The organism is Commensalibacter sp. B14384M2, assembly GCF_016101865.1.
Lineage (GTDB): Bacteria > Pseudomonadota > Alphaproteobacteria > Acetobacterales > Acetobacteraceae > Commensalibacter > Commensalibacter melissae.
This window is the reverse complement of record NZ_JACFPS010000001.1, coordinates 370,539-393,751: the sequence shown is the minus strand read 5'-3', so window position 1 is coordinate 393,751 and position 23,213 is coordinate 370,539. Positions and strand designations below refer to the sequence as shown.

General features: G+C 39.3%; 17 protein-coding genes and 1 pseudogene. 6 read left to right on the top strand and 12 right to left on the bottom strand.

Going from position 1 to position 23,213, the window contains the following annotated elements:
- Positions 1–151: 151 nt before the first annotated feature.
- The 3 genes from topA (at position 152) to H3R33_RS01760 (ending at position 5,954) form a co-directional block, all read left to right on the top strand.
- A complete protein-coding gene (topA, locus tag H3R33_RS01770) occupies positions 152–2,722 on the top strand; it encodes a type I DNA topoisomerase (RefSeq protein ID WP_198184623.1) in 2,571 nt (856 codons plus the stop codon).
- Between the two features lie 220 nt (positions 2,723–2,942).
- Complete coding sequence (locus H3R33_RS01765) at positions 2,943–4,499, top strand: S41 family peptidase (protein WP_232342104.1); 1,557 nt, start codon at positions 2,943–2,945, stop codon at positions 4,497–4,499.
- Positions 4,500–4,796: 297 nt separating this feature from the next.
- Positions 4,797–5,954 carry an OmpA family protein gene (locus tag H3R33_RS01760; protein WP_155568287.1) on the top strand — a complete coding sequence of 386 codons (1,158 nt, stop codon included), beginning with the start codon at positions 4,797–4,799 and terminating at the stop codon, positions 5,952–5,954.
- 68 nt (positions 5,955–6,022) lie between these two features.
- On the opposite strand, the gene cysK is transcribed toward H3R33_RS01760, so the two are convergent.
- Entirely contained in the window at positions 6,023–7,000 is a 978-nt protein-coding gene (gene cysK, locus H3R33_RS01755) for a cysteine synthase A (RefSeq protein WP_198184622.1), read from the bottom strand.
- A gap of 196 nt (positions 7,001–7,196) precedes the next feature.
- Between cysK and H3R33_RS01750 the strand changes: the two genes are divergently transcribed.
- Positions 7,197–7,646: an Rrf2 family transcriptional regulator gene (locus H3R33_RS01750; RefSeq protein ID WP_110438269.1), complete on the top strand. Its 450-nt coding sequence runs from the start codon at positions 7,197–7,199 to the stop codon at positions 7,644–7,646.
- 21 nt (positions 7,647–7,667) lie between these two features.
- Here H3R33_RS01750 and H3R33_RS01745 read toward each other — a convergent pair whose 3' ends face one another.
- Complete coding sequence (locus H3R33_RS01745; RefSeq protein ID WP_122123799.1) at positions 7,668–8,246, bottom strand: hypothetical protein; 579 nt, start codon at positions 8,244–8,246, stop codon at positions 7,668–7,670.
- A gap of 376 nt (positions 8,247–8,622) precedes the next feature.
- Here H3R33_RS01745 and H3R33_RS01740 point away from each other — a divergent pair, with 376 nt between their 5' ends.
- Positions 8,623–9,180 (top strand): hypothetical protein, encoded by a 558-nt coding sequence (locus H3R33_RS01740; protein ID WP_198184621.1) that lies wholly within the window; start codon positions 8,623–8,625, stop codon positions 9,178–9,180.
- 67 nt (positions 9,181–9,247) lie between these two features.
- The gene (gene parE, locus H3R33_RS01735; RefSeq protein ID WP_198184620.1) at positions 9,248–11,269 is read left to right on the top strand and encodes a DNA topoisomerase IV subunit B; all 2,022 of its coding nucleotides are present in this window, start codon (positions 9,248–9,250) and stop codon (positions 11,267–11,269) included.
- Between the two features lie 112 nt (positions 11,270–11,381).
- Here parE and fumC read toward each other — a convergent pair whose 3' ends face one another.
- The 10 genes and pseudogenes from fumC to H3R33_RS01685 form a co-directional block, all read right to left on the bottom strand.
- Positions 11,382–12,827 (bottom strand): class II fumarate hydratase, encoded by a 1,446-nt coding sequence (gene fumC, locus H3R33_RS01730; RefSeq protein ID WP_198184619.1) that lies wholly within the window; start codon positions 12,825–12,827, stop codon positions 11,382–11,384.
- A gap of 119 nt (positions 12,828–12,946) precedes the next feature.
- Complete coding sequence (locus H3R33_RS01725; protein ID WP_198184618.1) at positions 12,947–14,488, bottom strand: NADH-quinone oxidoreductase subunit M; 1,542 nt, start codon at positions 14,486–14,488, stop codon at positions 12,947–12,949.
- 131 nt (positions 14,489–14,619) lie between these two features.
- Entirely contained in the window at positions 14,620–16,443 is a 1,824-nt protein-coding gene (gene mutL / locus H3R33_RS01720; RefSeq protein ID WP_198184617.1) for a DNA mismatch repair endonuclease MutL, read from the bottom strand.
- Positions 16,444–16,504: 61 nt separating this feature from the next.
- Positions 16,505–17,023 carry a DUF3035 domain-containing protein gene (locus H3R33_RS01715; RefSeq protein ID WP_232351039.1) on the bottom strand — a complete coding sequence of 173 codons (519 nt, stop codon included), beginning with the start codon at positions 17,021–17,023 and terminating at the stop codon, positions 16,505–16,507.
- A gap of 80 nt (positions 17,024–17,103) precedes the next feature.
- Positions 17,104–17,610, bottom strand: coding sequence for a signal peptidase II (gene lspA / locus H3R33_RS01710; RefSeq protein WP_255518766.1), 507 nt, complete (start codon positions 17,608–17,610; stop codon positions 17,104–17,106).
- 20 nt (positions 17,611–17,630) lie between these two features.
- Positions 17,631–20,507 (bottom strand): isoleucine--tRNA ligase, encoded by a 2,877-nt coding sequence (gene ileS, locus H3R33_RS01705; protein WP_198184616.1) that lies wholly within the window; start codon positions 20,505–20,507, stop codon positions 17,631–17,633.
- Between the two features lie 106 nt (positions 20,508–20,613).
- Positions 20,614–21,564, bottom strand: coding sequence for a bifunctional riboflavin kinase/FAD synthetase (locus H3R33_RS01700; protein WP_122123807.1), 951 nt, complete (start codon positions 21,562–21,564; stop codon positions 20,614–20,616).
- Between the two features lie 140 nt (positions 21,565–21,704).
- Positions 21,705–21,878, bottom strand: a pseudogene (locus tag H3R33_RS01695) (twin-arginine translocase TatA/TatE family subunit); the annotation flags it as partial.
- A 166-nt stretch (positions 21,879–22,044) separates the two neighbouring features.
- Positions 22,045–22,512: a CHAP domain-containing protein gene (locus H3R33_RS01690; protein WP_230873441.1), complete on the bottom strand. Its 468-nt coding sequence runs from the start codon at positions 22,510–22,512 to the stop codon at positions 22,045–22,047.
- Between the two features lie 6 nt (positions 22,513–22,518).
- Positions 22,519–23,103, bottom strand: coding sequence for a regulatory protein RecX (locus H3R33_RS01685; RefSeq protein WP_155567105.1), 585 nt, complete (start codon positions 23,101–23,103; stop codon positions 22,519–22,521).
- Between the last annotated feature and the right edge of the window lie 110 nt (positions 23,104–23,213).

Here is a 23,213-nt window from a genome sequence, read left to right as displayed (position 1 = left end):
AATTTTTTTTCCATTTTCGTTTTAATATGTAAATCACATCCATTTAAAAAATTAATTAAAAACCAAAATAGCAGTTGCTTCTTACTAAAGAAAAGATAGTATTCTGTTTCTAATTGAAGAAATCATTTTTACTAATCCGTCTGGAGAGAAAATGACAGACGTCATCGTTGTTGAATCACCTGCCAAGGCCAAAACCATAAATAAATATCTTGGAAACAAATACACTGTTCTCGCCTCTTTCGGGCATGTCCGAGATCTTTCTCCGAAGGATGGAAGTGTTAGGCCGACTGAAAATTTTGCCATGGATTGGGAAACGGATGAACGTGGAAACAAGCAGATCAAGGCGATTGCCCAGGCCTTAAAAAATGCCAAAACACTTTATCTTGCCACTGACCCCGATCGTGAGGGGGAAGCAATTTCCTGGCATGTCCAATCCATCCTGAATGAAAAGAAATTACTTAAAAATATTAATGTCGAGCGTATTACCTTCAATGAAATTACCAAACAGGCAGTTCAATACGCTATTCAACATCCCCGGAAACTGGACCAACCTTTGATTGAAGCATATCTTGCACGACGTGCACTTGATTATCTGGTAGGCTTTACATTATCACCAATTTTATGGCGGAAATTACCTGGGTCCCGAAGTGCAGGACGAGTCCAATCTGTTGCCTTGCGTCTTGTATGCGAACGTGAAGCTGAAATCGAGATTTTTCAATCCAAAGAATATTGGACCATTCATGGCACTTTTATCTCTTCATCCAATAAGGATTTCACGGCAAAACTTACCCATTTAAAAAACAAAAAACTTGAACAATTTGATCTAAATACGAAAAATCTGGCAAAAGAGGCTTGTACATATTTAAATAATCAACAGTTTAGCGTTCGTACCATAGAGCGAAAAAAAACAAGAAGGAATCCATCCCCCCCCTTTACCACCTCGACATTACAACAGGAAGCATCAAGAAAATTAAGAATGAGCGCACAAAACACGATGCGTACCGCACAACAACTTTATGAGGGAATTGAAGTTAAGGGGGAAACCGTTGGTTTGATTACCTATATGAGAACCGATGGAGTACAAATGGCCAATGAAGCAATTCAGGCCATTCGTAATCATATCAATACCGAATATGGCGAAAAATTTGTACCAAAATCACCACGCAAATACACAAGTAAGGCAAAAAACGCCCAAGAGGCACATGAAGCCATACGACCTACACATATCAATTTCACTCCTGAACAAATCAGTTCTTATTTAACAGCTGATCAGAAACAGCTTTATGATCTTATCTGGAAAAGAGCTCTTGCCAGTCAGATGGAATCCGCAGAACTTGATCAAATTTCCATAACAATAACAGATGAAAAGCAGGAAAATTGCTTTAAAACAACGGGATCAACAATAACATTTGAGGGTTTCTTAAAAGTTTATACAGAAAGTTTTGATGATACAGATAAAGATGAGGCGGAAAATAAAAACAACAAAGGGTCACTCCTGCCCCCCTTAAGAGAAAAAGAGACTCTTCAAACCAAAGAAATTTTGCCTAGTCAGCATTTTACTCAACCTCCTCCACGCTATAGTGAAGCTTCACTTGTTAAAAAGATGGAGGAACTGGGTATTGGTCGTCCATCTACTTATGCATCCATTCTCGGGGTTTTACGTGACAGAGGTTATGTTACTCTTGAAAATCGTTATTTTATTCCTCAGGATCGTGGACGTTTGGTTACTGCTTTTCTAACATCTTTCTTTAAACGTTACGTTGATGTCGATTTTACCGCCACGTTAGAGGGACAACTTGATGAAATTTCTGATAGTAAAATAGATTGGAAAAAAGTTTTACAGGATTTTTGGAACGATTTTTCCAATGCCATCGAGCAAACAAAAGAACTGAAAATCTCTGATGTTATTGATGCGCTTGATCATGATCTTGGCTCTCACTTCTTTTCCGAAACAACGGACGGGTCCGACCCCAGAAAATGTCCTGCCTGTGAAAATGGCAAACTTCATCTAAAACTGGGTCGCTATGGGGCGTTTATAGGATGTACCAACTATCCTGAATGTCAATATACTAGAAAATTAACTCTGGATAATGCTGATCAAGAAGATAATGAGATTTTAAAAGAAGGCAGCAAAATCCTTGGAAATAATCCAGAAAATAATGAAGTAATCTCACTTCGTAAAGGACCTTACGGATTATATATACAATCTGGTGAGGCTGATCCTGAAAATAAAAAGATCAAACCCAAACGTGCCGCTATTCCAAATAATATTGATGGAAATACACTTACCCTGGATCAGGCCATTGCCCTGTTATCTTTTCCAAAATTACTTGGAGAATATCCTGAGACAGGTGAAAAAATCGAAATCGGATTGGGACGTTTTGGCCCTTATATCAAAATGGGAAATATTTTTGCCGCCTTGGATAAAAATGAAGATATTTTATCAGTAGGATTGAATCGAGCCTTGGAGGTTCTTGCAAAAAAAATGGCTTCTATCCGTAATCTGGGGCTTCATCCAAAAGATAAGGAACCTGTTTTATTAAGAAAAGGACGTTTCGGATTTTATATACAGCATAAAAAATCTGTTGCATCCCTACCAAAAGGAGATAACGGAGATAATACAACCCTAGAGGACGCATTGAAACTTCTCGAAGAAAAAGGAAAAGAGTTAAAGAAAACGCCAACAAAAAAGAAAAAAACAGTAAAAAAAGCAAAAAAATAATATGATTTTTAACTAGATTATTGTGTTTTTTACGTGACAGATTTTGTTATTTTTATATTTAGGTTTTAATAATCTTAAAGTTGCTATAGCTTTTTTAATATTGGCTAACCTTATATTTAAAATATTTTATTGTCTTTGGAGAACAATCATTTTCCTCCTAATACGACATTTCTGTTTCTTTAGACTGACGCAAAATGCGATATGTTTTCTATGTTTCATTTTGCAAAAATACAAACCTTTATTTTATTGTCTGTATATAATTCTTGCATTTAATACCTATACCCCTATATACGCACAATCCACTACATCCACAAAACCAAAAGATATCGCCCCGTTTAATCAACATAGCTACGAAAATGTCATCGCCACCGCATTGACTTTTCTACAACCCAGAATACTGGAAGAACATACGATAAAAGAATTGTCTTTATGGGGACTGAATGGCTTAAATGCCGTTGACCCCTCTTTATCAATTCATGAAATCGAAGATAAGCTTGTTCTTCAACAGTCTCAAAAAATTCTAGCTAACTATCCCTTGCCGGCAGATAACGATATACCCCAATGGGCAAAGACCATAACAGATATTTCTACCAAGGGATGGGAAAATTCCAATTTAATTCAATTGGCAAACAATCAAGGTCTTACCCAAGCTTTTTTTGATGAATTATTTGATCATATGGATCCCTATTCAAGATATGTCGCTCCCAATTTTGCATCCACGGATCGTAATCAACGAGGAGATGGTGAGGCAAATATCGGAATTACCATCTCCAAAGATAAAAACTATATCGTTATCAGCTCTATCAATACCAATGGTCCCGCCTGGTCAGCAGGACTTAACGTAGGTGAACGTATCTATAAAATAGATAGCAAACGTACCTATAAACAATCTGTTGAAACAATTAATAACTGGCTAAAGGGCAGCAACAATTCATCTTTGACTCTTGTCTTGGGCTCACACGGTAGAAAAAAAACAAGAATCGTACGTTTGAAAAGAGAAATTGTTCCTCCAGCGACCGTATTTGCATTTACAAATGATGACATAATCATTTTGAAAATAACCTCCTTTTCAACTTTCACTGCGGAAGAAATCAATCAGTATCTTGATCAAGCTGTTCAAGATATGAAATTAAAGGGACTGATTCTCGATCTCAGAGGAAATAGAGGAGGTGTTTTACAACAGGCCATAACAAGCTCTGCATTATTGCTGGATCATGGTATTGCAGCAACGACACAAGGACGAGATCAAGAGTCCAATCACGTATGGGCAGTACAGGGAGGAGACATAACCAATAATGTTCCCATTGTTATTTTAGTTGATGGCAGAACTGCAAGTGCTGCCGAAATTTTAACCGCTGCGTTATCCGATCATAAGAGAGCCGTCGTAATCGGCAGCACAACTTTGGGTAAAGGTCTTGTACAAACCATTGCACAATTACCTGATGGAGGAGAGCTCTTCGTTACATGGAGCAGGGTTATCGCTCCCTTGGGATGGCCAATTCAGGGCTTGGGCATCATTCCGCAAATATGCACAAGTCGTGGAGTTAAATTCACTCAAAAACAAATGAATAAATTAATTAATGATCAATCTTCCTATGCACGTGATGTTATCTTTTCCAGACAATCACGTTTTCCGGTTGAAGCAAAGGACATTCTTCAAATTAGAAATGCCTGTCCCCCTGCCATCGGTTCAGATATTGATCTTGAGATTGCCGATTATTTGCTTCTTAACCCAAAGCTTTACCAAAAAGCACTTGATATGATCCCGAATGATTAAGTTGTATAGACAACCAAATTAGATTTTTCACGGTATTAATATTTTTTTGATTATTACATTGCTAAATGATAACAATTAAAAATTGCTCTCTTGTATTTATTTAAGTTTGAAAATAGTATATTGCTTCTATTCAAGTAAATTTAAACCATGTGATGTTTCAATGACATTTGATATATTTTTCGAACAAAAAATTTTTTTTACTTCTTTCTTCACTAAAAAAAGGGTATTTCAGTTCGAAGAATATTTTACTAAAACAATTTGCAGCTGATAGCTAGATTTAAGGAGTGAAAAATTAAGATGAGTTTGAAATTCCCTCTATTTGCTGCATCTATATTTAATATTTCTACCCTTTTATGTTTAACCACTTTTCTCATGCCCTCAACCACGATAAAAGCACAACCGGTTAAAGGTTTGTATGTAACAGGTGCTGGCGGGCTTAGTATCAATCAAGATCAAGTTGTGCGTCAAAATCCCATTATGCCTGATGGTCGCGATAAATATACACCAGGGGCCACTGCAGTAACGAGTCTAGGATATGGTCTTGGAAACGGTTTTCGAGTTGAAGTGGAGGGAAATTATCGCAACAATCCCTTGAAATATCAAAATCTCGGTTCCTATAAAGCCCGTGGTGAGGGCCGCCAACAAACTTATGGATTTATGGTTAACGCCCTTTTTGATATGGATGTGGGAAGCCCTTATATATTTCCATATTTCGGTGCGGGGATTGGTTATGGATGGTCTACAATGAATGGAGTAAAACTTCGCACCTCGGATCATCGTCTTACTGAACACATGGGAGGTACGTTCGGACAATTCGCTTACCAGGGAATTGGAGGGCTATCATTTCCAACCCCTTGGATTGTTGGATTGTCCTTCATTACAGAATATCGATTCTGGACAATGCTGGCACCCCAAAGTCATACCGCCGATGTATGGGGTACCCAAGGAGGAAGAAACATTACCCATCCTTATGGCCATACCAAAGGCAATCGGGATACAACCACCTATTTTAACCATTCCATTTTACTCGGGTTACGTTATGAATTTAACCCTGCCCCTCCTCCTGCAGCACCTGTTGATGAAACCCCTGTAGTTCCTAAGGCTAGAAAATCAAGATTATATCTTGTGTTTTTTAACTGGAATAGTTATAGCCTGAGTAATCGAGCGCGACTTATTGTCCGAGAGGCTGCCCAAGCATACAATAACGTGGAAAACACCCGTATTGAAGCGGATGGTTATACAGATACATCTGCTAGTCCTGACATTAAGGGAAAAAAATACAATATCGAACTTTCCCTAAAAAGAGCCAAGGAAATCAGATCCGAATTGATACGAAATGGTGTTCCGGCCGGCAATATTGATATACATGGATATGGATCACAAAATTTGCGAGTACAAACAGGACCCAATGTAAGGGAGGCACGTAACAGACGTGTGGAAATAATTTTACGCTAAATAGTTTCATCGTGGAGGGAATATCACATATTCCGGATTTCCCTTACGATACGGTTTTAAATAAGGATTTAAACCAATCCATTGAACAAAGGTGTTGATAGATAACGTTCCGCAAATGAAGGAACAATCGTTACAATGACTTTACCTTTGTTTTCTTTACGGGCTGCCAACTGAATACTCGCAAACAGAGCTGCACCTGAAGAAATACCCACAGGAATACCATCCAATCGAGCAACGCGTCTTGACGTGGCAAGAGCGTCACTTTCTGAAACCATCAGAACCTGTTTAAGTAAATCGGTATCCAAAATACCTGGTTTAAATCCTGCCCCTATTCCCTGAATACCATGAGGACCAGGCTCTTCTCCGTTAAGAACAGCACTTTCTGCAGGTTCAACACCAAATATCTCCACCTTTGGATTATGTTTCTTCAATCCTCTGGCAATTCCTGTAATGGTTCCACCTGTTCCGATACCGGCAACAACAATATCGACTTTTCCTTGCGTATCCTGCCAGATTTCTTCCGCAGTGGTATACTCATGGACAAGTGGATTCACGGGATTTTCAAATTGTTTTGGCATCCAGGCATGAGGTGTATTTTCTACAATTTCTTTTGCTCGAGCAATTGCCCCAGCCATTCCCAGATGACCTGGGGTCAGTTCAACCTGCGCATCAAGAAAACGCATCATTTTTCGACGCTCAATCGATGCCTTTTCAGGCATTGTAACGATCAGCCGATAACCTTTCGCTGCCGCTATAAATGCCAAGCCAATTCCTGTATTGCCTGATGTTGGTTCAACCAGTACACTTTTATGAGGACTAATAATCCCTTCTTCTTCCGCCTGATATACCATCGCGGCGGCAATTCGATCCTTGACTGAAGATAAAGGGTTAAAAAATTCTAGCTTTAATAAAATATCAGCTTCGATATTATCCTGCTTTATTAGATTTCCTAGCCTTACAAGCGGTGTCCCACCAATTGTATCAATCAAAGAATTATAAATTTTACCTCTAGGTTGTGCCAACCCAAAACGATTATTTTTTGTCATAACAATTCCCATTACTCGTTGATTAAGGATAATAATCGCTATAAATAACCTATTTATGCAAAATATTTCCACATCACAGATTTTATTTATAAAAAATACTATTTTTCATCTTAAATAATTATTATATACTATTAATATTAGGATATAAATTTTAAATTAACTAAATATTTCTTTAAAACCTTAGGAAAAATATTTAATGCTCTTAAGACAAGATCGTGCCATTATCGCTATTCTTATTGTAACAGATATCGCCTTTTACTCAAGTCACAATAATACCGTAAGTGCTTCTGACATTTCTTCAAGGACAAAACTACCCAAAAGAAGTATTGAACCGATTTTACAACTTTTATCCAGAGCTTCAATCTTGGAAAGTACTCGTGGACCACGAGGTGGGTATCATCTGGCTAAACCAAAAAGACTACTTTCAATCGCTGATATCATTAAGGCCATTTCGGTTGATGAAAAAGAAAAATATGAAGAATTTACGTTTCCACTTTTTCAACAAGTTATCAAACCATTATGGCAATCTATTGATCAAAAAATCATGAAGGAAATAGCTTCAATAACGATGCAAGATCTCATCAGAAAAGCCGAGGAAAAAGGAATGAAGCGTCCTCGTCCCACAGCTATTAATTTTACTATTTAACGTAATGGCAAATTCAAATCATCATTTAGCTTTTCCTACGGTTTTTCGATGATGGGAGACAGCTCTATGACGTGTTACCTTTTTTCGAGAGGTCGTATTTTTGTTCGCGGGTTCTATAGCGGGTTTAGGAATCTGAACACCTGTATTGTCTACTGTTACATCTACTGACAAAACCGTTTTATTGCCCCCATCCTGATGTAAAAGATTGACAATGAATCTATCTGTTCCTGCATATGCCAAAGATGGCGTGTATCTTATATAGGTTCTTTTATCATAATTATAAACAAATGTCTTGCCATGTTCAGGAACAGTTGCAATACCAAAAGAGATGAAGTTGTTTTTGGAGTCAGGTTGCACAACATTGAATTCACATTGACCATCATCGCTGCGGACTGTCATCGTCGTTTTCCAACTTCCATCCGCTTCTTTGACTATAGGTGTTATTTGACAAACAGATGATTTTTTTGAATATTTAAAAGGATTGGCAGCCTCCCTATCGGGTTGGGCCACTGGTTGCTGATTATGTTGACAAGCTGCCAAAGCAATTCCCAATGAAGCCAAAATAAAAGATGAACGCAAACGCACGAAACTAGCCTCCATTTATTAAATCCTACCTATAACTTGGCAGTTTACAATTACAAACTTGATGAGAATATCAGTTTAAACCCGGATTGGTAAAAAAGATGTAAGAATTTATTCCTACCTTTTGTATCAATTACACATCCACTTACAAAGATCACTACCAGATAAAAACAAAATCACCAATAACTTTATGATATTTTAGATGAATTTTAACTTTTTTATTTTCGTTTATTATTGCAAAATGTGAATATAAACTATTGCATTATGTACAATTCCTGTTATATCCGATTTAATAATGTCATATACAACTGCAATAAACTTTTATAGAATAAATCCAATATTCTTTTAACTACCCAACCAATCTTTTTAGTTCATATCCGATTTGGAGCACTCAATGTCTCTATTAATTAAACGCTTTCTCTTTTCTGGATTAATCGCTGCGGGAATGTTTTCGAATCCATCATGGGCTTCAACGGCCACTTGCAATAATTCCCCTTCTCACGAAGCTTTTAACATAGAAGGCTTGAAAAGCGAATTAATGGTGACAGCCCTTTCATGTCAGGCTCAAAATCAATATAACGCCTTTATCAATCAATTCCGCCCGATTGTTAGCAGTGAGGAAGTTAAATTGAAGGGTTATTTCCGGTCAAGTTACGGAAAACGCTCAGGAAAGGCATATCAAAAAGCATATGATGATTACATCACACAGCTAGCCAACGTACAATCCTCTCAGGGACTTAAAGCGGGAACAATTTTCTGCATTCAAAGAATGTCCATGTTTGATGAAATCAAACCATTGAAAACGGCAAGTGAATTGTCTCAATATGCAGAGGCAAAAGATATTCTCCAACCAGCATCTTATGAAATCTGTCAGGCACCTGCAACACATAAAAAAGGCAAAGTCGTTAGAAAAAGACGAATCACACGCAAAGCGGCAGTTCACAAGAAATAATTTCAAAATTTAAGAGTCATGAAGAAAACATTTTGTAAAAACGTGTTTTTATGCGAAATACACTTATATGAGCGATTTATTTTCTTCAAACAATTCTTCTAAAACCCATTTTGCAGACAAGAAAAATGTAAAAGGGATAAAATCTGTTACCAGCGATTATAACGCCAAAGACATAGAGGTTCTTGAAGGTTTGGAGCCTGTCAGAAAGCGACCTGGTATGTATATTGGTGGTACGGATGAAAACGCCCTGCACCACATGGCAGCTGAAATATTGGATAATGCCATGGATGAGGTCGTTGGCGGTTTTGCAAACACCATTCACATAAAACTTGAACAGGATAACAAATTGACCATTCGCGATAATGGACGCGGAATTCCTGTTGACCCTCATCCAAAATTTAAAAATAAATCCGCCCTGGAAGTAATTCTAACCACGCTTCATGCAGGAGGGAAATTTTCCAATAAAGTCTATAATACTGCTGGGGGTCTTCATGGAGTTGGATCTTCTGTTGTCAATGCCCTATCTTCTTGGATGGAAATCGAAATTGCCCGTGATAAGATACTGTGGAAACAAACCTATGAACGCGGATTACCGATTACTCCATTAATTGAATGTGGTTATATACAAAATCGCAGAGGAACCCAAATCAGTTTTATTCCTGACATCGAGATATTTGGCAAACTGCAATTTTCACCGAAACAGTTGTATAAACTGTGTCGCTCCAAGGCGTTTCTTTATAAAGGTGTCACCCTAAACTGGTCGTGTGATCCTGAATTAGTGAATAACACTGATATTCCAAGGGAAACAATCCTGCATTTTGCTAATGGACTTGAAGACAGTTTGAAAGAAGAAACCGACTCGGACCAGTTGATCTGTCCTATATGGTCCGGTGACGTCAATTTACCCAATGATTCAAAAGGTGAAAATACAGGCAAAATTGAATGGTCTTTGGCATGGCTGGAAAAAGGTGAAAGCGGTTTGGCATCGTTTTGTAATACCATACCGACGCCATTGGGTGGAACCCATGAACAGGGCTTCAAAAATGCCCTGTTAAAAGGAATTCGGACATGGGGGGAAAACCGATCCAATAAAAGATCCTCAATCATCACTTCTGATGATATGCTGGGATCTCTTGCGGCAAAATTGTCCATCTTTATTCGGGATCCAGAGTTCCAGGGACAAACAAAAGAGAAACTAAGCTCAAAAAATACAACCAAACTTGTTGAAACCGCACTACGGGATCGTTTTGATCACTGGTTGGCAGCCGATCCAAATCAGGCAGATCAACTTTTCTCTTTCCTTCTTGATAAAGCTGAAGAACGTTTACAACGTAAAGAAAACCGGGAAACAGTAAGAAAAAGCGCAACAAAACGTTTAAGATTACCAGGTAAGCTGACCGATTGCACAAGTTCTAATACCAATCAAACAGAAATCTTTATCGTAGAGGGAGATTCTGCTGGAGGGTCGGCCAAACAAGCCCGTAATCGCGAAACTCAGGCAATTTTACCTTTGAGAGGTAAAATTCTCAATGTTGCAAGTGCTTCCAATCAAAAATTAAATAATAATCAGGAATTAAAAGATTTAATAGAAGCCTTGGGTTGTGGCATAGGTTCCGCATTTGATATCGATAAACTACGCTATGGTCGCATCATTATCATGACAGATGCGGATGTTGATGGTGCGCATATTGCTTCTTTATTGATGACTTTTTTCTATCAAGAACTTCCAGAACTTATTCTTCAAGAAAAAATTTATCTGGCTCAACCACCCTTATACCGTCTTAGCCAAGGAGATAAAATTATTTATGCCATGGATGATAAGGATAAAGACCATAATTTATCAAGGTTGAACCAAAAAAAAGGTAAAATTGAAGTTTCTCGTTTTAAAGGTTTAGGTGAAATGCCACCCAAGGATTTAAAGGAAACGACAATGGATCCCAAACACCGTATCCTATTGAAAGTCATCATTCCTCATGATGAAAAAGAAGTCACGGAAACACGTGTTTCTGATTTAATGGGAAGAAAATCAGAAATGCGCTTCCAATTTATACAGGAACATGCCGGTTCTGTTGATTTACTGGATATTTAATTCAATTATATTATAAATATTCGTTTTATCTGCCATGGAAAGGAATTATTAAATTCCTTTCTATTCGTTGTTAAAACATTTTATCGATGCCTAGAAAATTAAATCTTTTTATTTAGGCACCTTCAACACCATGTCCAGCCATCAACCGAGGTTTTACATGCTCGTCAAACTGCTTTTCATCAATCAATCCCGATTTTAAAGCCGCCTCTTTAAGACTTAATCCTTCAACATCCCCCATATGTGCAATTCTAGCCGCCCCATCATATCCAACGACAGGTGCCAGAGCTGTAACAAGCATTAATGAATTATCAATATATTTTTGAATACGCGCATTATTTAATGTTGTCCCTTCGACTGAAAATTCACGAAAGGCTTTAGCTGCATCCCTTAACAATCGGCTGGCGTGTAGCGTATTCATGATAACCAGCGGACGCGTTACATTTAACTGCAAATTACCCTGTGAGCCAGCAAAGGCAACGGCAGCATCAAGACCCATGACCTGCATGCAAACCATGATCATTGCCTCACATTGAGTCGGATTGACCTTTCCAGGCATAATTGACGACCCCGGTTCATTTTCAGGCAAATGAATTTCTCCAAGTCCACATCGTGGTCCTGAAGCGAGCCAACGAGTATCATTTGCTATTTTAAATAGAACAACCGCAACGCCACGTAACGCAGACATCGTGGCCACCATAGCGTCAAGTCCACCCAAGGAGGCAAACTTGTTGGGCGCTGTTACAAAAGGATAGCTGGTGATTTGAGCGATTTTTTTAGCAATCGCCTTGGAGAAACCTTTTGGCGCATTCAATCCTGTTCCAACAGCTGTTCCACCTGCAGCCAGTTCAAACAATTCTTTCTCTACTGATTTTAAACGATGTAAACTTTCCTTTAATTGAGCAGCCCAACCAGACCATTCTTGACCAACGGTTAAAGGAACTGCATCCTGTAAATGGGTACGACCGATCTTTACAACATCCATCCATTCCTTAGCTTTATGCTCAATGGCATTATGTAATTTTTGTAATTCTGGAAAAAGATGCCTTTCCAATTCCATTACCATAGCGACATGCATAGCTGTCGGGAAACTATCATTGGAAGACTGTCCCATATTCACATGATCATTGGGATGAACAGGTTTTTTGGAACCGATCTCCCCCCCTAAAAGCTGAATGGCCCGATTGGCAAGCACCTCATTTACATTCATATTGGTTTGTGTACCTGAACCCGTTTGCCAGACACAAAGAGGGAAATGATCATCAAGCGCACCCTCGGCTGCCTCTTCAGCAGCCTGAATGATTGCTTTTGCCTTCGTTTCATCCAAACGGCCCGCTTCACAATTCACCTCTGCGGCGGCATGTTTAACAATACCGTAGGCATGATAGACCTCACGCGGCATGACATCCCCACCAATATTGAAATGATGCAAGGAACGTTCTGTCTGTGCTCCCCAATAACGATCCGCAGGGACCTCTATTTTTCCCATTGAATCACTTTCTTGACGCAATCCTTTTTTATCAATTCCAATTGCCACTTCGCCAGAAACAGATTTGATCATAATTTACCTTTTAAAAAAATTATTAAAATAATCACTATAAATCATAAAAAAAACCCACGCATAAGCCAAGAGAGGCAACGTGGGTATTAATCAAATATATTCGCTTAGACTATCAAATCTTAGCGAACAAAAATACTGTGCATATTATTAATATTATCGGCCACAATATGACCATGATTCATCAATTCTTCTATACGGTCTGAATTTGTAAAGGCAGTCACTACCGGATTAAAAACCGATAAGAAACTGTTTGGATAAATCCCCATCCACAGGATAATTACGGCTAATGGTACCAAGATTGTCATTTCTCTTGCGTTTAGATCCCGAATTGAATTGATAACCGGATTAACAATTTTTCCAAATATGACATTGCGATACATGACCAGCATATAAACAGCACCTAATATCATGCTTGATCCTCCCAGGAAAGCAACCCAGAATGATATATGTAAAACTCCAATCATGACCAGCAATTCACCCACAAACGAACCCGTACCAGGCAATCCAACATTGGCCATGATAAAGATCATTCCAAGCAAGGCCAGTTTGGGCATTTTACTAGCGATACCTCCAAACGCCTCGATATCTCTTGTACCAATACGATAGGTGACAGCGGCAACACATAAAAAAAGTGCAGCAATAGTTACCCCATGAGTAAGAACCTGTAATAAGGCGCCATCAATTCCCTCTGGTGTCAGAGAGAAAAATCCTATGGCAATAAGACCCATATGAGAAAATGATGAATAGGCTATAATCCGTTTAATATCTGTTTGTTTATAAGCGATTATTGCACCATAAATAATCGCACATATACCCAATCCCATAATCAGCATTGCATAACGGTGAGATGCCTCAGGCAACATTAAAACACAAAATCTTAATAATCCATAGGCGCCTGCCTTAGACATGACGCCAGAAACCAGCAAGGTGGTCGACGCCGGACCCTCAACATATGCGGCTGGTAACCAGGCATGCAGAGGAAAGAGAGGCAATTTGACTCCAAACGCGAGGATAAAACCCAGCAATAACCACCCCTGGACAGCAGGTGAGAAAGATGCGTGCATTAAAACGGGAATATCCGTGGTACCTGTATTCACCCATATCCACAAAATCCCAATCATCATAAATAAAGAACCAGCAAACGTGAATAGAAAGAATTGCAAAGAGGCAAAAATCCGTTTCGGACCTCCCCAGATTCCAATTAACATGCTGCTTGGCAGCAGGGTCGCTTCATAAAAACAGTAAAATACAACCATATCTAGGGCGGAAAACAGGCCAACCAATGTCGTTTCCAACACAAGAATAGCAACCATATAATCACGGATACGATCCGTGATCATCTGCCATGCGGCCATTATTCCAATCAGGGTCAATAAAGTTGATAGGATAATAAAAAATAAACTGATCCCATCCACGCCAACATGATAGGAAACACCAAATCCCGAAATCCATGAATTTTGAATTTCAAATTGATATCCATCGTGTCGAGGATGAAATTCACTCCACATAACAATTGACAGACCAAATGTTATGATACTTGTCCATAAAGCAATCCAACGGGAAGTACGTGCAACCTCTTCAAAGGATCCACGCATAAGAAAGATGACCAAAGCCCCAAGCAAAGGCAAATACGTTACTAATGTAAGCAGTACTGAATGCACGGTATTCTCTTTTTTAATCTATTTAAACGTAACAATTGTTCGATTATATACAACTTTCTGACCATATTGCCCAGAAAGTTTTTATTTTTGTCAATATTACTTAAAATTAATTTTTCCTTAATATCAATTTATTAAGAGCGATGAAATAATTTTTCCATATCTTTTTTGCTCCATTTCAGCCATGTCGGTCTTCCATGTGAACAGGTTCCTGCCCTTGGAGTGGCCTCCATCTGACGTAAAAGGGCATTCATCTCTTCCTCATTCAAAGAGCGGCCTGCCCTTACACTGTTATGACATGCCATTCTGGCAAGAATAGCATCAAGTTGGGTATGGACGGATTCAATATCATTAACCGACATCTGTTCTTTATCCTGCAATTCTTCGGCAAGATCAATCAAAAGCGACTGTGCGGAAATGCTTCCCAAAAGTTGTGGTAGAGCCCTGACCAGAATCGTTTTTTCACCAAAAGATTCTATTTCTATTCCCAAATCGGCCAAACTGTCCTTAAAACCCATAAGACAACGATAATGAACAGCAGAAAATTCAATTGCTTCCGGTATGAGTAAAGGCTGTGTTTGTATTCCAGCCTCTAAATACTGTTGACGTAATGCCTCATGAGTTAAACGTTCATGAGCTGCATGCTGATCAACAATGACAAATTCTTCATGTTCTGTTACCGAAACAATATACGTTTTGAAAATTTGTGCCACGGCAAATCCCAAAGGCAAGGTTGCAGTAGTTTTTTGATATTTTTCATCAGGGAATCTTGATAACGTATCGCCAACATCCTTGAAAGATAATCCTGCTCCCAATTCAAAACTGTCCCCGGCACATGCATCTTCTTCTTGAATAAATTCTTTATTGTTTATACCCATTCTTTGCTGATACGCGGGATATTGAATAGAAGCTTTTTTGGGATGATATTGTGTGATGGGAAAAACGTGCAAAGATTCAGGATTAACATTTGCAACTCCCGCACCAATAGCCAGACTCTTTTGAATGCTACCAATTATCAAGGCTCGAACTGCAGCTTCGTCAGCAAAACGCAATTCAGTTTTGGCAGGGTGTACATTCACATCTACCTGATCCAAAGGTAGCTGCAGAAAAAGTACGGCAACAGGATAACGTCCTTTTTCAAGAACTTGACGATAACCAACACGAATAGCCATTTGCATTACTGGATCAGCAACAGGCCGATCATTAACAACCATAATTTGACCATTTGTTGTTGCCCGATTTACAGATGGAGCACTGATGAAACCGGATAATTTCAAATCCCCCCGATCGAAATTCAACATAATCAGTTCTTCGTCATGAATATCAGAAAACACTGCCAAAATACGATCTTTTTGCGATTGAATCGGTAGATTCAAAACGGTCTTACCATCTTTTATAACAGTGAATGAAACATCGGGGTGAGAGATGGCCAAACGCTGTATAATCATTTCACACCGATTATATTCAACTCGAGCGGTTTTCAAGAATTTACGTCGTGCAGGAAGCGCATAAAATAAATCTTCTACAACAACTTGTGTTCCCATTTGACCAGCGGCCGGACTAGGGTTTACAATCTTACCACCTTCAACCGAGATCTGCCACGCACTTTCCGCCGATTTGACACGCGAAATAATTTTCAATCGGGCGGCGGCCCCAATGGAAGGCAGAGCTTCCCCCCTAAATCCCAATGTTTTAATATTTACAAGATCATCTTCAAACAATTTTGAAGTACAATGTCTTGAAACTGCAAGAGGCAGGTCGGCAGCCTCTATTCCACAACCATTGTCAATGACCTGAATATGATCAATACCACCGTTATCAAGATTGATCTCAATTCTGCCTGCCCCTGCATCAAGCGCGTTTTCCACAAGTTCTTTAACAACGGCGGCAGGACGCTCAATAACTTCTCCTGCAGCAATTAAATTAACTGTATGTTCGGATAAAGGGCGAATAATCATTATTCTAATAATGACTTGGAGAATTGCAAATTTTTTTTATAACCCTCTTTTGTCAAAAAACCTATTTTTGCGTCGTTGTTGGTGTTGCCCCGTCATCAGGACGCAAACCCAAACTCAAGTTATTATGCAATCGTTTATTTTCAGCCGCACTGTCAACAGCCAAATCTGAAGGCTTGCCATTTTTCCAGAACATGACCTGGTCAACAAAACCATTCTGCGTGACCAACTCATTATGACGCTCCTGATCAGCTGATTGATTGGCATCCTGAATCAACCGGGTTTGACCCTGGCTTGGAACATCTTTCATGCCTTCCAAGGCAACATCGGGAGAAAGAATTTCCAGTGCCTGCTGACGTATGGACTGTTCTTGAGGTCTGACTCCATTTTCATCAGGCTTCATCAAACTATCATTAGGTGGCATTGATAAAGGCGCGCGAGTCGTAACGGTATATTCATCAGGCATTGATCTTTTGATACCAAATGCACGGGAAACATCCTGACCGGAACAGGCAGAAAGCAAGACAACAACACCGATTAGGGATCCCATGGGCAATAAAAATTTCAAACCTGATTTACGCATTATCATCCGTCTTATTCCTTAACAAAATCCGTAAAAGCAATAATAGTTAATAATATGAATCTATTTCGTATCATATTAAACTATTCTTCCCAACCAAAAAAAGCATCCATTAACAAGATAATCACACCACAAACAATTGCGCCATCTGCAACATTGAAAACATACCATGACCACCCTGCAACATGAAAGTGAATAAAATCAACCACTGCGCCAAAGCGCAAACGGTCTAAGATATTTCCCAACGCTCCGCCAACAATGGCACCCAGACTCATGATAACCCAGATTTTACGGGCACGAATCATCCATATGAATAAACTTGCCGCAATCACAAAAGCGGAAACAGAAAAAATAACGGATCCCCATGAACCAAACTGACCCAACATGCCAAAAGTAATTGCCCTGTTCCATACCATAGTGAAGTTGAAAAATGGAATCACGGGAATAGAACCTTTTTGGGGCAAATTTACTATATTGAGAATACAGTATTTGCTGATCTGGTCCAGCAAGAATATCAGAAACAGCATTCCCAATCCCCAATACCATTTTTTCAAATGATTAACTTGCATGACAACGGAACTTTTATTCATGAAAATCCCTAAACCAAATATTACGAAACAACATCAATGCAACGCAAGCACAATTCTGGATAACTTGAATTGCCTCCCACTTCATCGAGAACTTTCCAGCAACGTGCACATTTATATCCTGTTGCTACCCGAATACGAGGTGCGGCATGACCCTCTCCACCCTGTTTGGTTTCTACTGAATATAAAGATGCCGAACCCGGTATAATATTGATATCAACCCGGGACACAATAACCAGTTCAGCCCAGTCATAATGACCGAACAAGGCGGCTTCTTCCTCTGAAAAATTCAATTCTACAGCAGCTTGGAGCGAAGACTTGATAATCCCTTCCCGACGCATATTTTCAATTTCCGTCGTAATGATACGACGAATAGAACGTAATTGAATCCAACGTTTTGCCAGATCATCATTCAACCATTTCACAGGTATGAGAGGAAATTCTTCCAAATGAACAGTCGCATTCTCACCAAAGCGAGCAGTCCATGCATCCTCTGCAGTAAAGCATAACACCGGTGCCAACCAAGTGCATAAACATCTATGCAAAACATCCAATACGGTTCGAACCGCCCTACGGCGTATATTCTCTTTTTTATCACAATAAAGTGAATCCTTGCGAATATCGAAATAGAAAGCCGACAAATCACTTGTACAAAAATAGTGTAAAGCAGGATAAACCCCAACCCATTCATGAGTATGAATAGCTTTTTGAATAACCTGATTCATTTCATAAATACGATGCAGAACCCATTGCTCAAGTTCGGGAAGATCTTCATAATCAAGTTTTTCCTTATCTGAAAACCCTTCCAAACCTCCAAGAACCCAACGTAACGTATTTCTTAAACGTCGGTATAATTCACCTTGCTGTTTTAAAATCTCTTTTCCAATTCGAAGATCTTCATTCGTATCAGAGTTCATTACCCATAAACGCAAAATGTCTGCACCAAGTTCATCATTGACATTCTGGGGTGCAATAACATTACCGAGGGATTTTGACATTTTACGTCCCTGTTCATCCATTACAAATCCATTAGTGACAATGGCCTTGTAAGGTGCAACTCCACGTGTTCCCACACATTCTAGCAACGATGACTGGAACCAACCACGATGCTGGTCGGAACCTTCCAAATACAAATCCGCAGGAAAATCAAGTTTGTCCCTACCCAGGACAAAAGCATGCGTTGAACCACTTTCAAACCAAACATCCACAATATCAAACACCTGTTCATATTCTTCACTATTGTAATTTTCACCAAGAAAACGCGAGGGAGAAGAATTATACCATGCATCTGCACCTTCTTTTTTGAAAGCTTCTACAATCCGTTGCATAACTTCAGCATCCCTTAAAACCTCACGGGTTGCCTTATTGACAAAAACGGCGATTGGCACACCCCAGGCACGTTGCCGGCTAATACACCAGTCGGGACGCGAGGCAATCATGCTGGTTAAACGGTTACGGATTTGTGCGGGAACAAATGTAACATCCTCTAGAACTGACAATGCATTCTCACGAATTTTTCTCTTATCATCCATTGCTATGAACCATTGCGGGGTAGCCCGATAAATAATCGGGGCCCGTGATCGCCAGGAATGAGGATAAGAATGCACGATGGAGGATTGGGCAACAAGACCAGTAAATGGTTTGTTTGCATTCCTTGCCTCATCTCTGGATAAGTTTAACTCTTCACAGACAGCTTCAGCCGCCTTGAAAACATGGATACCGGCAAATAGAGGGACATCCGAAGCGTAGCGCCCATCATCTTCAACATATTCCGTTACACCAATTTGATGTTGCTGACATAAATAAAAATCATCTTCACCATGTGCGGGAGCACAATGAACCAATCCTGTTCCCGCTTCAGTCGTGACGAACTCGCCTGCTAATAAAGGGACATCAAAATCATAGCCTTTTCCCCGCAAGGGATGCGCTGCAACTGCACCTGCCAACACGTTTCCTTCAAGCGATGCCTCTTCCTTGAATTCCGTAATACCTGCCTGTTCACAAAATGAGGTCAGCAAATCCTGTGCAATAAGAAAATTGGCTCCAATGGACACGTGGGAATCAGCGTTAACAGCTTTAACACTGATAATTTGATAGGTTATATCGTTATTGTAAGCTATGGCTCGGTTCGCAGGAATTGTCCATGGAGTCGTTGTCCAGATAACAGCCGAGACATTTTCCAATAAATGCTGGGGGGTTGGATCTTTGACAAAAGGAAAAGCTACAAATATAGTTGCCGATGTATGATCGTGATATTCAATCTCGGCCTCAGCCAGAGCTGTTTTTTCAACCGGGCTCCACATAACCGGACGCAGGCCACGATATAAACTGCCATTTAATAGAAAACGACCAATTTCTTCAACAATGGCTGCCTCTGAACTGAAATCCATTGTTGCATATCGGTGATCCCACTCTGCCTGAACCCCAAGTCTCTGAAATTCGGATGATTGAATTGACAACCAGTTTTGGGCATAGCTGCGACATTCTGCCCGAAATTGCAATACCGGAATATCATCCTTGTTTTTACCTGCCTTGCGATATTTCTCTTCTACCTTCCACTCAATGGGCAAACCATGACAATCCCAACCGGGAATATATCGAACAACCTCACCATTCATACGATGGGAACGATTAATCACATCCTTGATAATCTTGTTAAGCGCATGTCCGATATGCAAATGTCCATTGGCATAGGGAGGGCCATCGTGCAGGGTAAAGACCTTTTTCCCTTCCAAAATCCGTTGATCCGATTGCCGGATAATGGCCTCATCCAATCCTATTTTTTTCCAACGTTCCAAAATTTCAGGTTCCCGTTGAGGTAACCGCCCACGCATTGGGAATGAGGTTGAAGGTAAAAAAACTGTATCTCTATACAGGTCGGTAGATTTGGATTCAGCCATGATTTCGTTCTAACTGTAAAATTAAAGTAGATTAAGACAATATTTGATTTTATAAAATAAAACCAATTTCTAAAAAATAAAATTTATCATTATTAATAATTCTTTTTTACAAGGAATTAACAGAGTCATTTTTTATTTTAAAAAATTCTTTCGCATTATTTGCATCCCGGGCTATTTGTTTTTTCAATTCATTCAAATCACTAAAACGTTTTTCATCACGAATAAAATGATACAAATAAACCGTAATCTTTTGACCATAAATATCCTGGTTAAAATCAAACAAATGGGCTTCCAGACAGGCTCTGGTCTGTTTTCCAATTGTTGGACGGTATCCGAGATTGGCCACTCCTTCGTGCATTCTCCCATTGGCCAACTGAATTTTAATCGCATAAACCCCGCATTTGGGCTCTACCTGTTCCCCCAACTGTAAATTCGCAGTTGGAAAACCAATTGTCCTGCCCCTTTTATCCCCATGCTCCACTATATTCTGAATGCACCAGATCCTACCCAAATAATGGGCAGCCTTTTCAGGATTACCATTTTTCAGACAGGAACGGATAAGGCTGGAAGAAATCACCGTTCCCTCTTCCCGCAAAGGTTTTACAATCGTAACGCCAATACCCAGTTTATCCGCTTCAGAAATCAAAAAATCGGTATTTCCTTGACGATTGTGCCCGAATACAAAACCCTCACCGCAAGCCACATGAAAAATCCCGAATGATTTATAAAGAATTTGATGAATAAAATTCTTTGCATCTAGCGCAGCAAATTCTTGATCAAATGTTATCTGAAAAATATTTTCAACACCCAGAGCGGACAAGGCTGCATTTCGTTCATCTGCATTCGTCAATCGAAATGAAATTTCCCTGCCTTCGAAAAGCTGTCTTGGATGAGGTTCAAAAGTTACTACAGATAAAGAACGGTCTGGAAACTGTTTTTTTAAAGTCTCCAATAAATAAGCGTGCCCACGATGCACACCGTCAAAATTGCCCAAAGCTGTTACAGAACCCCGGGCTGATAGCGGAATTGCCTGTCCGTTTGTATAGATAGTCGTCATAAACGGCAAATTTTCTTTCGTTATTAATCTAAAACCTCTTCTGAAACAACAAAACCTTATTTCTGTGTTTCGGATGATACAGGGTTTTTTTCCTTATTATCGTTAAAGGAAACAGAGGTATCCCCTTTGTTGTCGACATCTGGCAAAATTGTCTTGCTTTGTGGAGAAGAGGTTTCATCGTCGGCAATATTTTTCTTGAAAATCTTGATACCCTTGGCCAGATCCCCCATTAATGTTGAAATCTTTCCTGATCCAAAAACCAGCAAAACCACAATCAATACAATCAGCCAATGCCAAATACTCATACTGCCCATAATATATTTATTCCTTACACAACTTACACATGCAGACAATTTTCGGAAAATTCAATCGATTTTTTCTAACTTAAACACAGGAAATATCATAATTTAATTAAAATTATCATACTATATTTTACTTTTAACACCAAATTGCAAATCACGCGGTTTTTTGTTGCCTCGATCACGACTTGTTGGGAATAATAAAACCATAAGTCGCATATCGCTTGATCCCGATTTTTCCCGTAGGAGCCCACCAAACCCTTACCAAAGACCAGTCATTACGTGATGAAACATCTATAATTGGCGCCTTGTGATCAATTCTCTGCGCTTCCCAATTGGCATGATCAACAATAATCGTGCGTGAATCCTGAAGTTTTTTTACGACAGAAACATGCCCATAAGGTAATCTGGAAGTTTTACGAAAAACCAATATTGCCCCCGGTTCTGGCCTTTTGGTTCTATAATATTTCCCTCTTGACTGATACCACCAACTATAGGCTGCCCCCTGAAGTTCAACACCAGTGATCTTGCGGGCATAGGGTGCGCATTGCAAGGAGCCATGATAGCTTCTTCCCCCTCCACAGGCAGCCAGCAAGGGTAGAATTCCAAAAAACATGATTAAGACGCGAACAAAAAATCCTGATTTCATTTTCCCCTATAAAGAACGTATTTTATTGATACATTCTTCTGCCTCTGCATGGGTCATCGATAAAACTTCTTTTGAGATTGTAAACGAAAATCCACGCCTTGCAAGGATCATTTGTTCACGATCCTTCAGTTCAGCTGTTTTTTTTAACAAACGCTGACGAAATGGTCCAATCTTCCTTTTCCGTGCATAGGCCAAAGCGGATAGCAGCTCAAGATGATCATCATGATATTCTTGCAAGGAGGACTGAATTAAGGAGGGATTGATTCCCTTTTGTATAAAACGTCCCTGAATTTGTTTTTTGGAACAACCCGCACGGATCAAGGATGGCATTTTGGAAAAAATAAATCTGTCATCATTAATACCGCCATTTTGCTTCAATTCATTGACAATCTGATCAATCTTATCGTATGCCTTCTTGAGAATTTCATCGTAATCTTGATCGTCCTCCTTTTGAATTTGTTTAATCCAACGATTGACTTTCTGCCTTAAAAGTTTAACCAATCCTGCCTCGGTATTATTATAACGGGCAAGATAATTCAGTGCATACTCTTTTAAGTCAGGAAGCTGTATCCTGTTTGACATGATTTGCATCACTTCCCTTTAAACATTATCCAATCAATTACCCTTGATTATATTAGGAATAAATTGACTTTTTTTTCTCAATCATTAATTATGTCTGTTTCCTTCAATAAAATCGACAA

Bases quoted from the DNA above. Each gene is read 5' to 3' on its own strand.
- mutL (WP_198184617.1), bottom strand. From the start codon at position 16,443: ATGATTATTCGCCCTTTATCCGAACATACAGTTAATTTAATTGCTGCA.
- H3R33_RS01690 (WP_230873441.1), bottom strand. From the start codon at position 22,512: ATGAAATCAGGATTTTTTGTTCGCGTCTTAATCATGTTTTTTGGAATT.
- H3R33_RS01760 (WP_155568287.1), top strand. From the start codon at position 4,797: ATGAGTTTGAAATTCCCTCTATTTGCTGCATCTATATTTAATATTTCT.
- parE (WP_198184620.1), top strand. From the start codon at position 9,248: ATGAGCGATTTATTTTCTTCAAACAATTCTTCTAAAACCCATTTTGCA.
- H3R33_RS01740 (WP_198184621.1), top strand. From the start codon at position 8,623: ATGTCTCTATTAATTAAACGCTTTCTCTTTTCTGGATTAATCGCTGCG.
- H3R33_RS01750 (WP_110438269.1), top strand. From the start codon at position 7,197: ATGCTCTTAAGACAAGATCGTGCCATTATCGCTATTCTTATTGTAACA.
- fumC (WP_198184619.1), bottom strand. From the start codon at position 12,827: ATGATCAAATCTGTTTCTGGCGAAGTGGCAATTGGAATTGATAAAAAA.
- topA (WP_198184623.1), top strand. From the start codon at position 152: ATGACAGACGTCATCGTTGTTGAATCACCTGCCAAGGCCAAAACCATA.
- H3R33_RS01700 (WP_122123807.1), bottom strand. From the start codon at position 21,564: ATGACGACTATCTATACAAACGGACAGGCAATTCCGCTATCAGCCCGG.
- lspA (WP_255518766.1), bottom strand. From the start codon at position 17,610: ATGAATAAAAGTTCCGTTGTCATGCAAGTTAATCATTTGAAAAAATGG.
- ileS (WP_198184616.1), bottom strand. From the start codon at position 20,507: ATGGCTGAATCCAAATCTACCGACCTGTATAGAGATACAGTTTTTTTA.
- H3R33_RS01685 (WP_155567105.1), bottom strand. From the start codon at position 23,103: ATGCAAATCATGTCAAACAGGATACAGCTTCCTGACTTAAAAGAGTAT.
- cysK (WP_198184622.1), bottom strand. From the start codon at position 7,000: ATGACAAAAAATAATCGTTTTGGGTTGGCACAACCTAGAGGTAAAATT.
- H3R33_RS01715 (WP_232351039.1), bottom strand. From the start codon at position 17,023: ATGCGTAAATCAGGTTTGAAATTTTTATTGCCCATGGGATCCCTAATC.
- H3R33_RS01745 (WP_122123799.1), bottom strand. From the start codon at position 8,246: ATGGAGGCTAGTTTCGTGCGTTTGCGTTCATCTTTTATTTTGGCTTCA.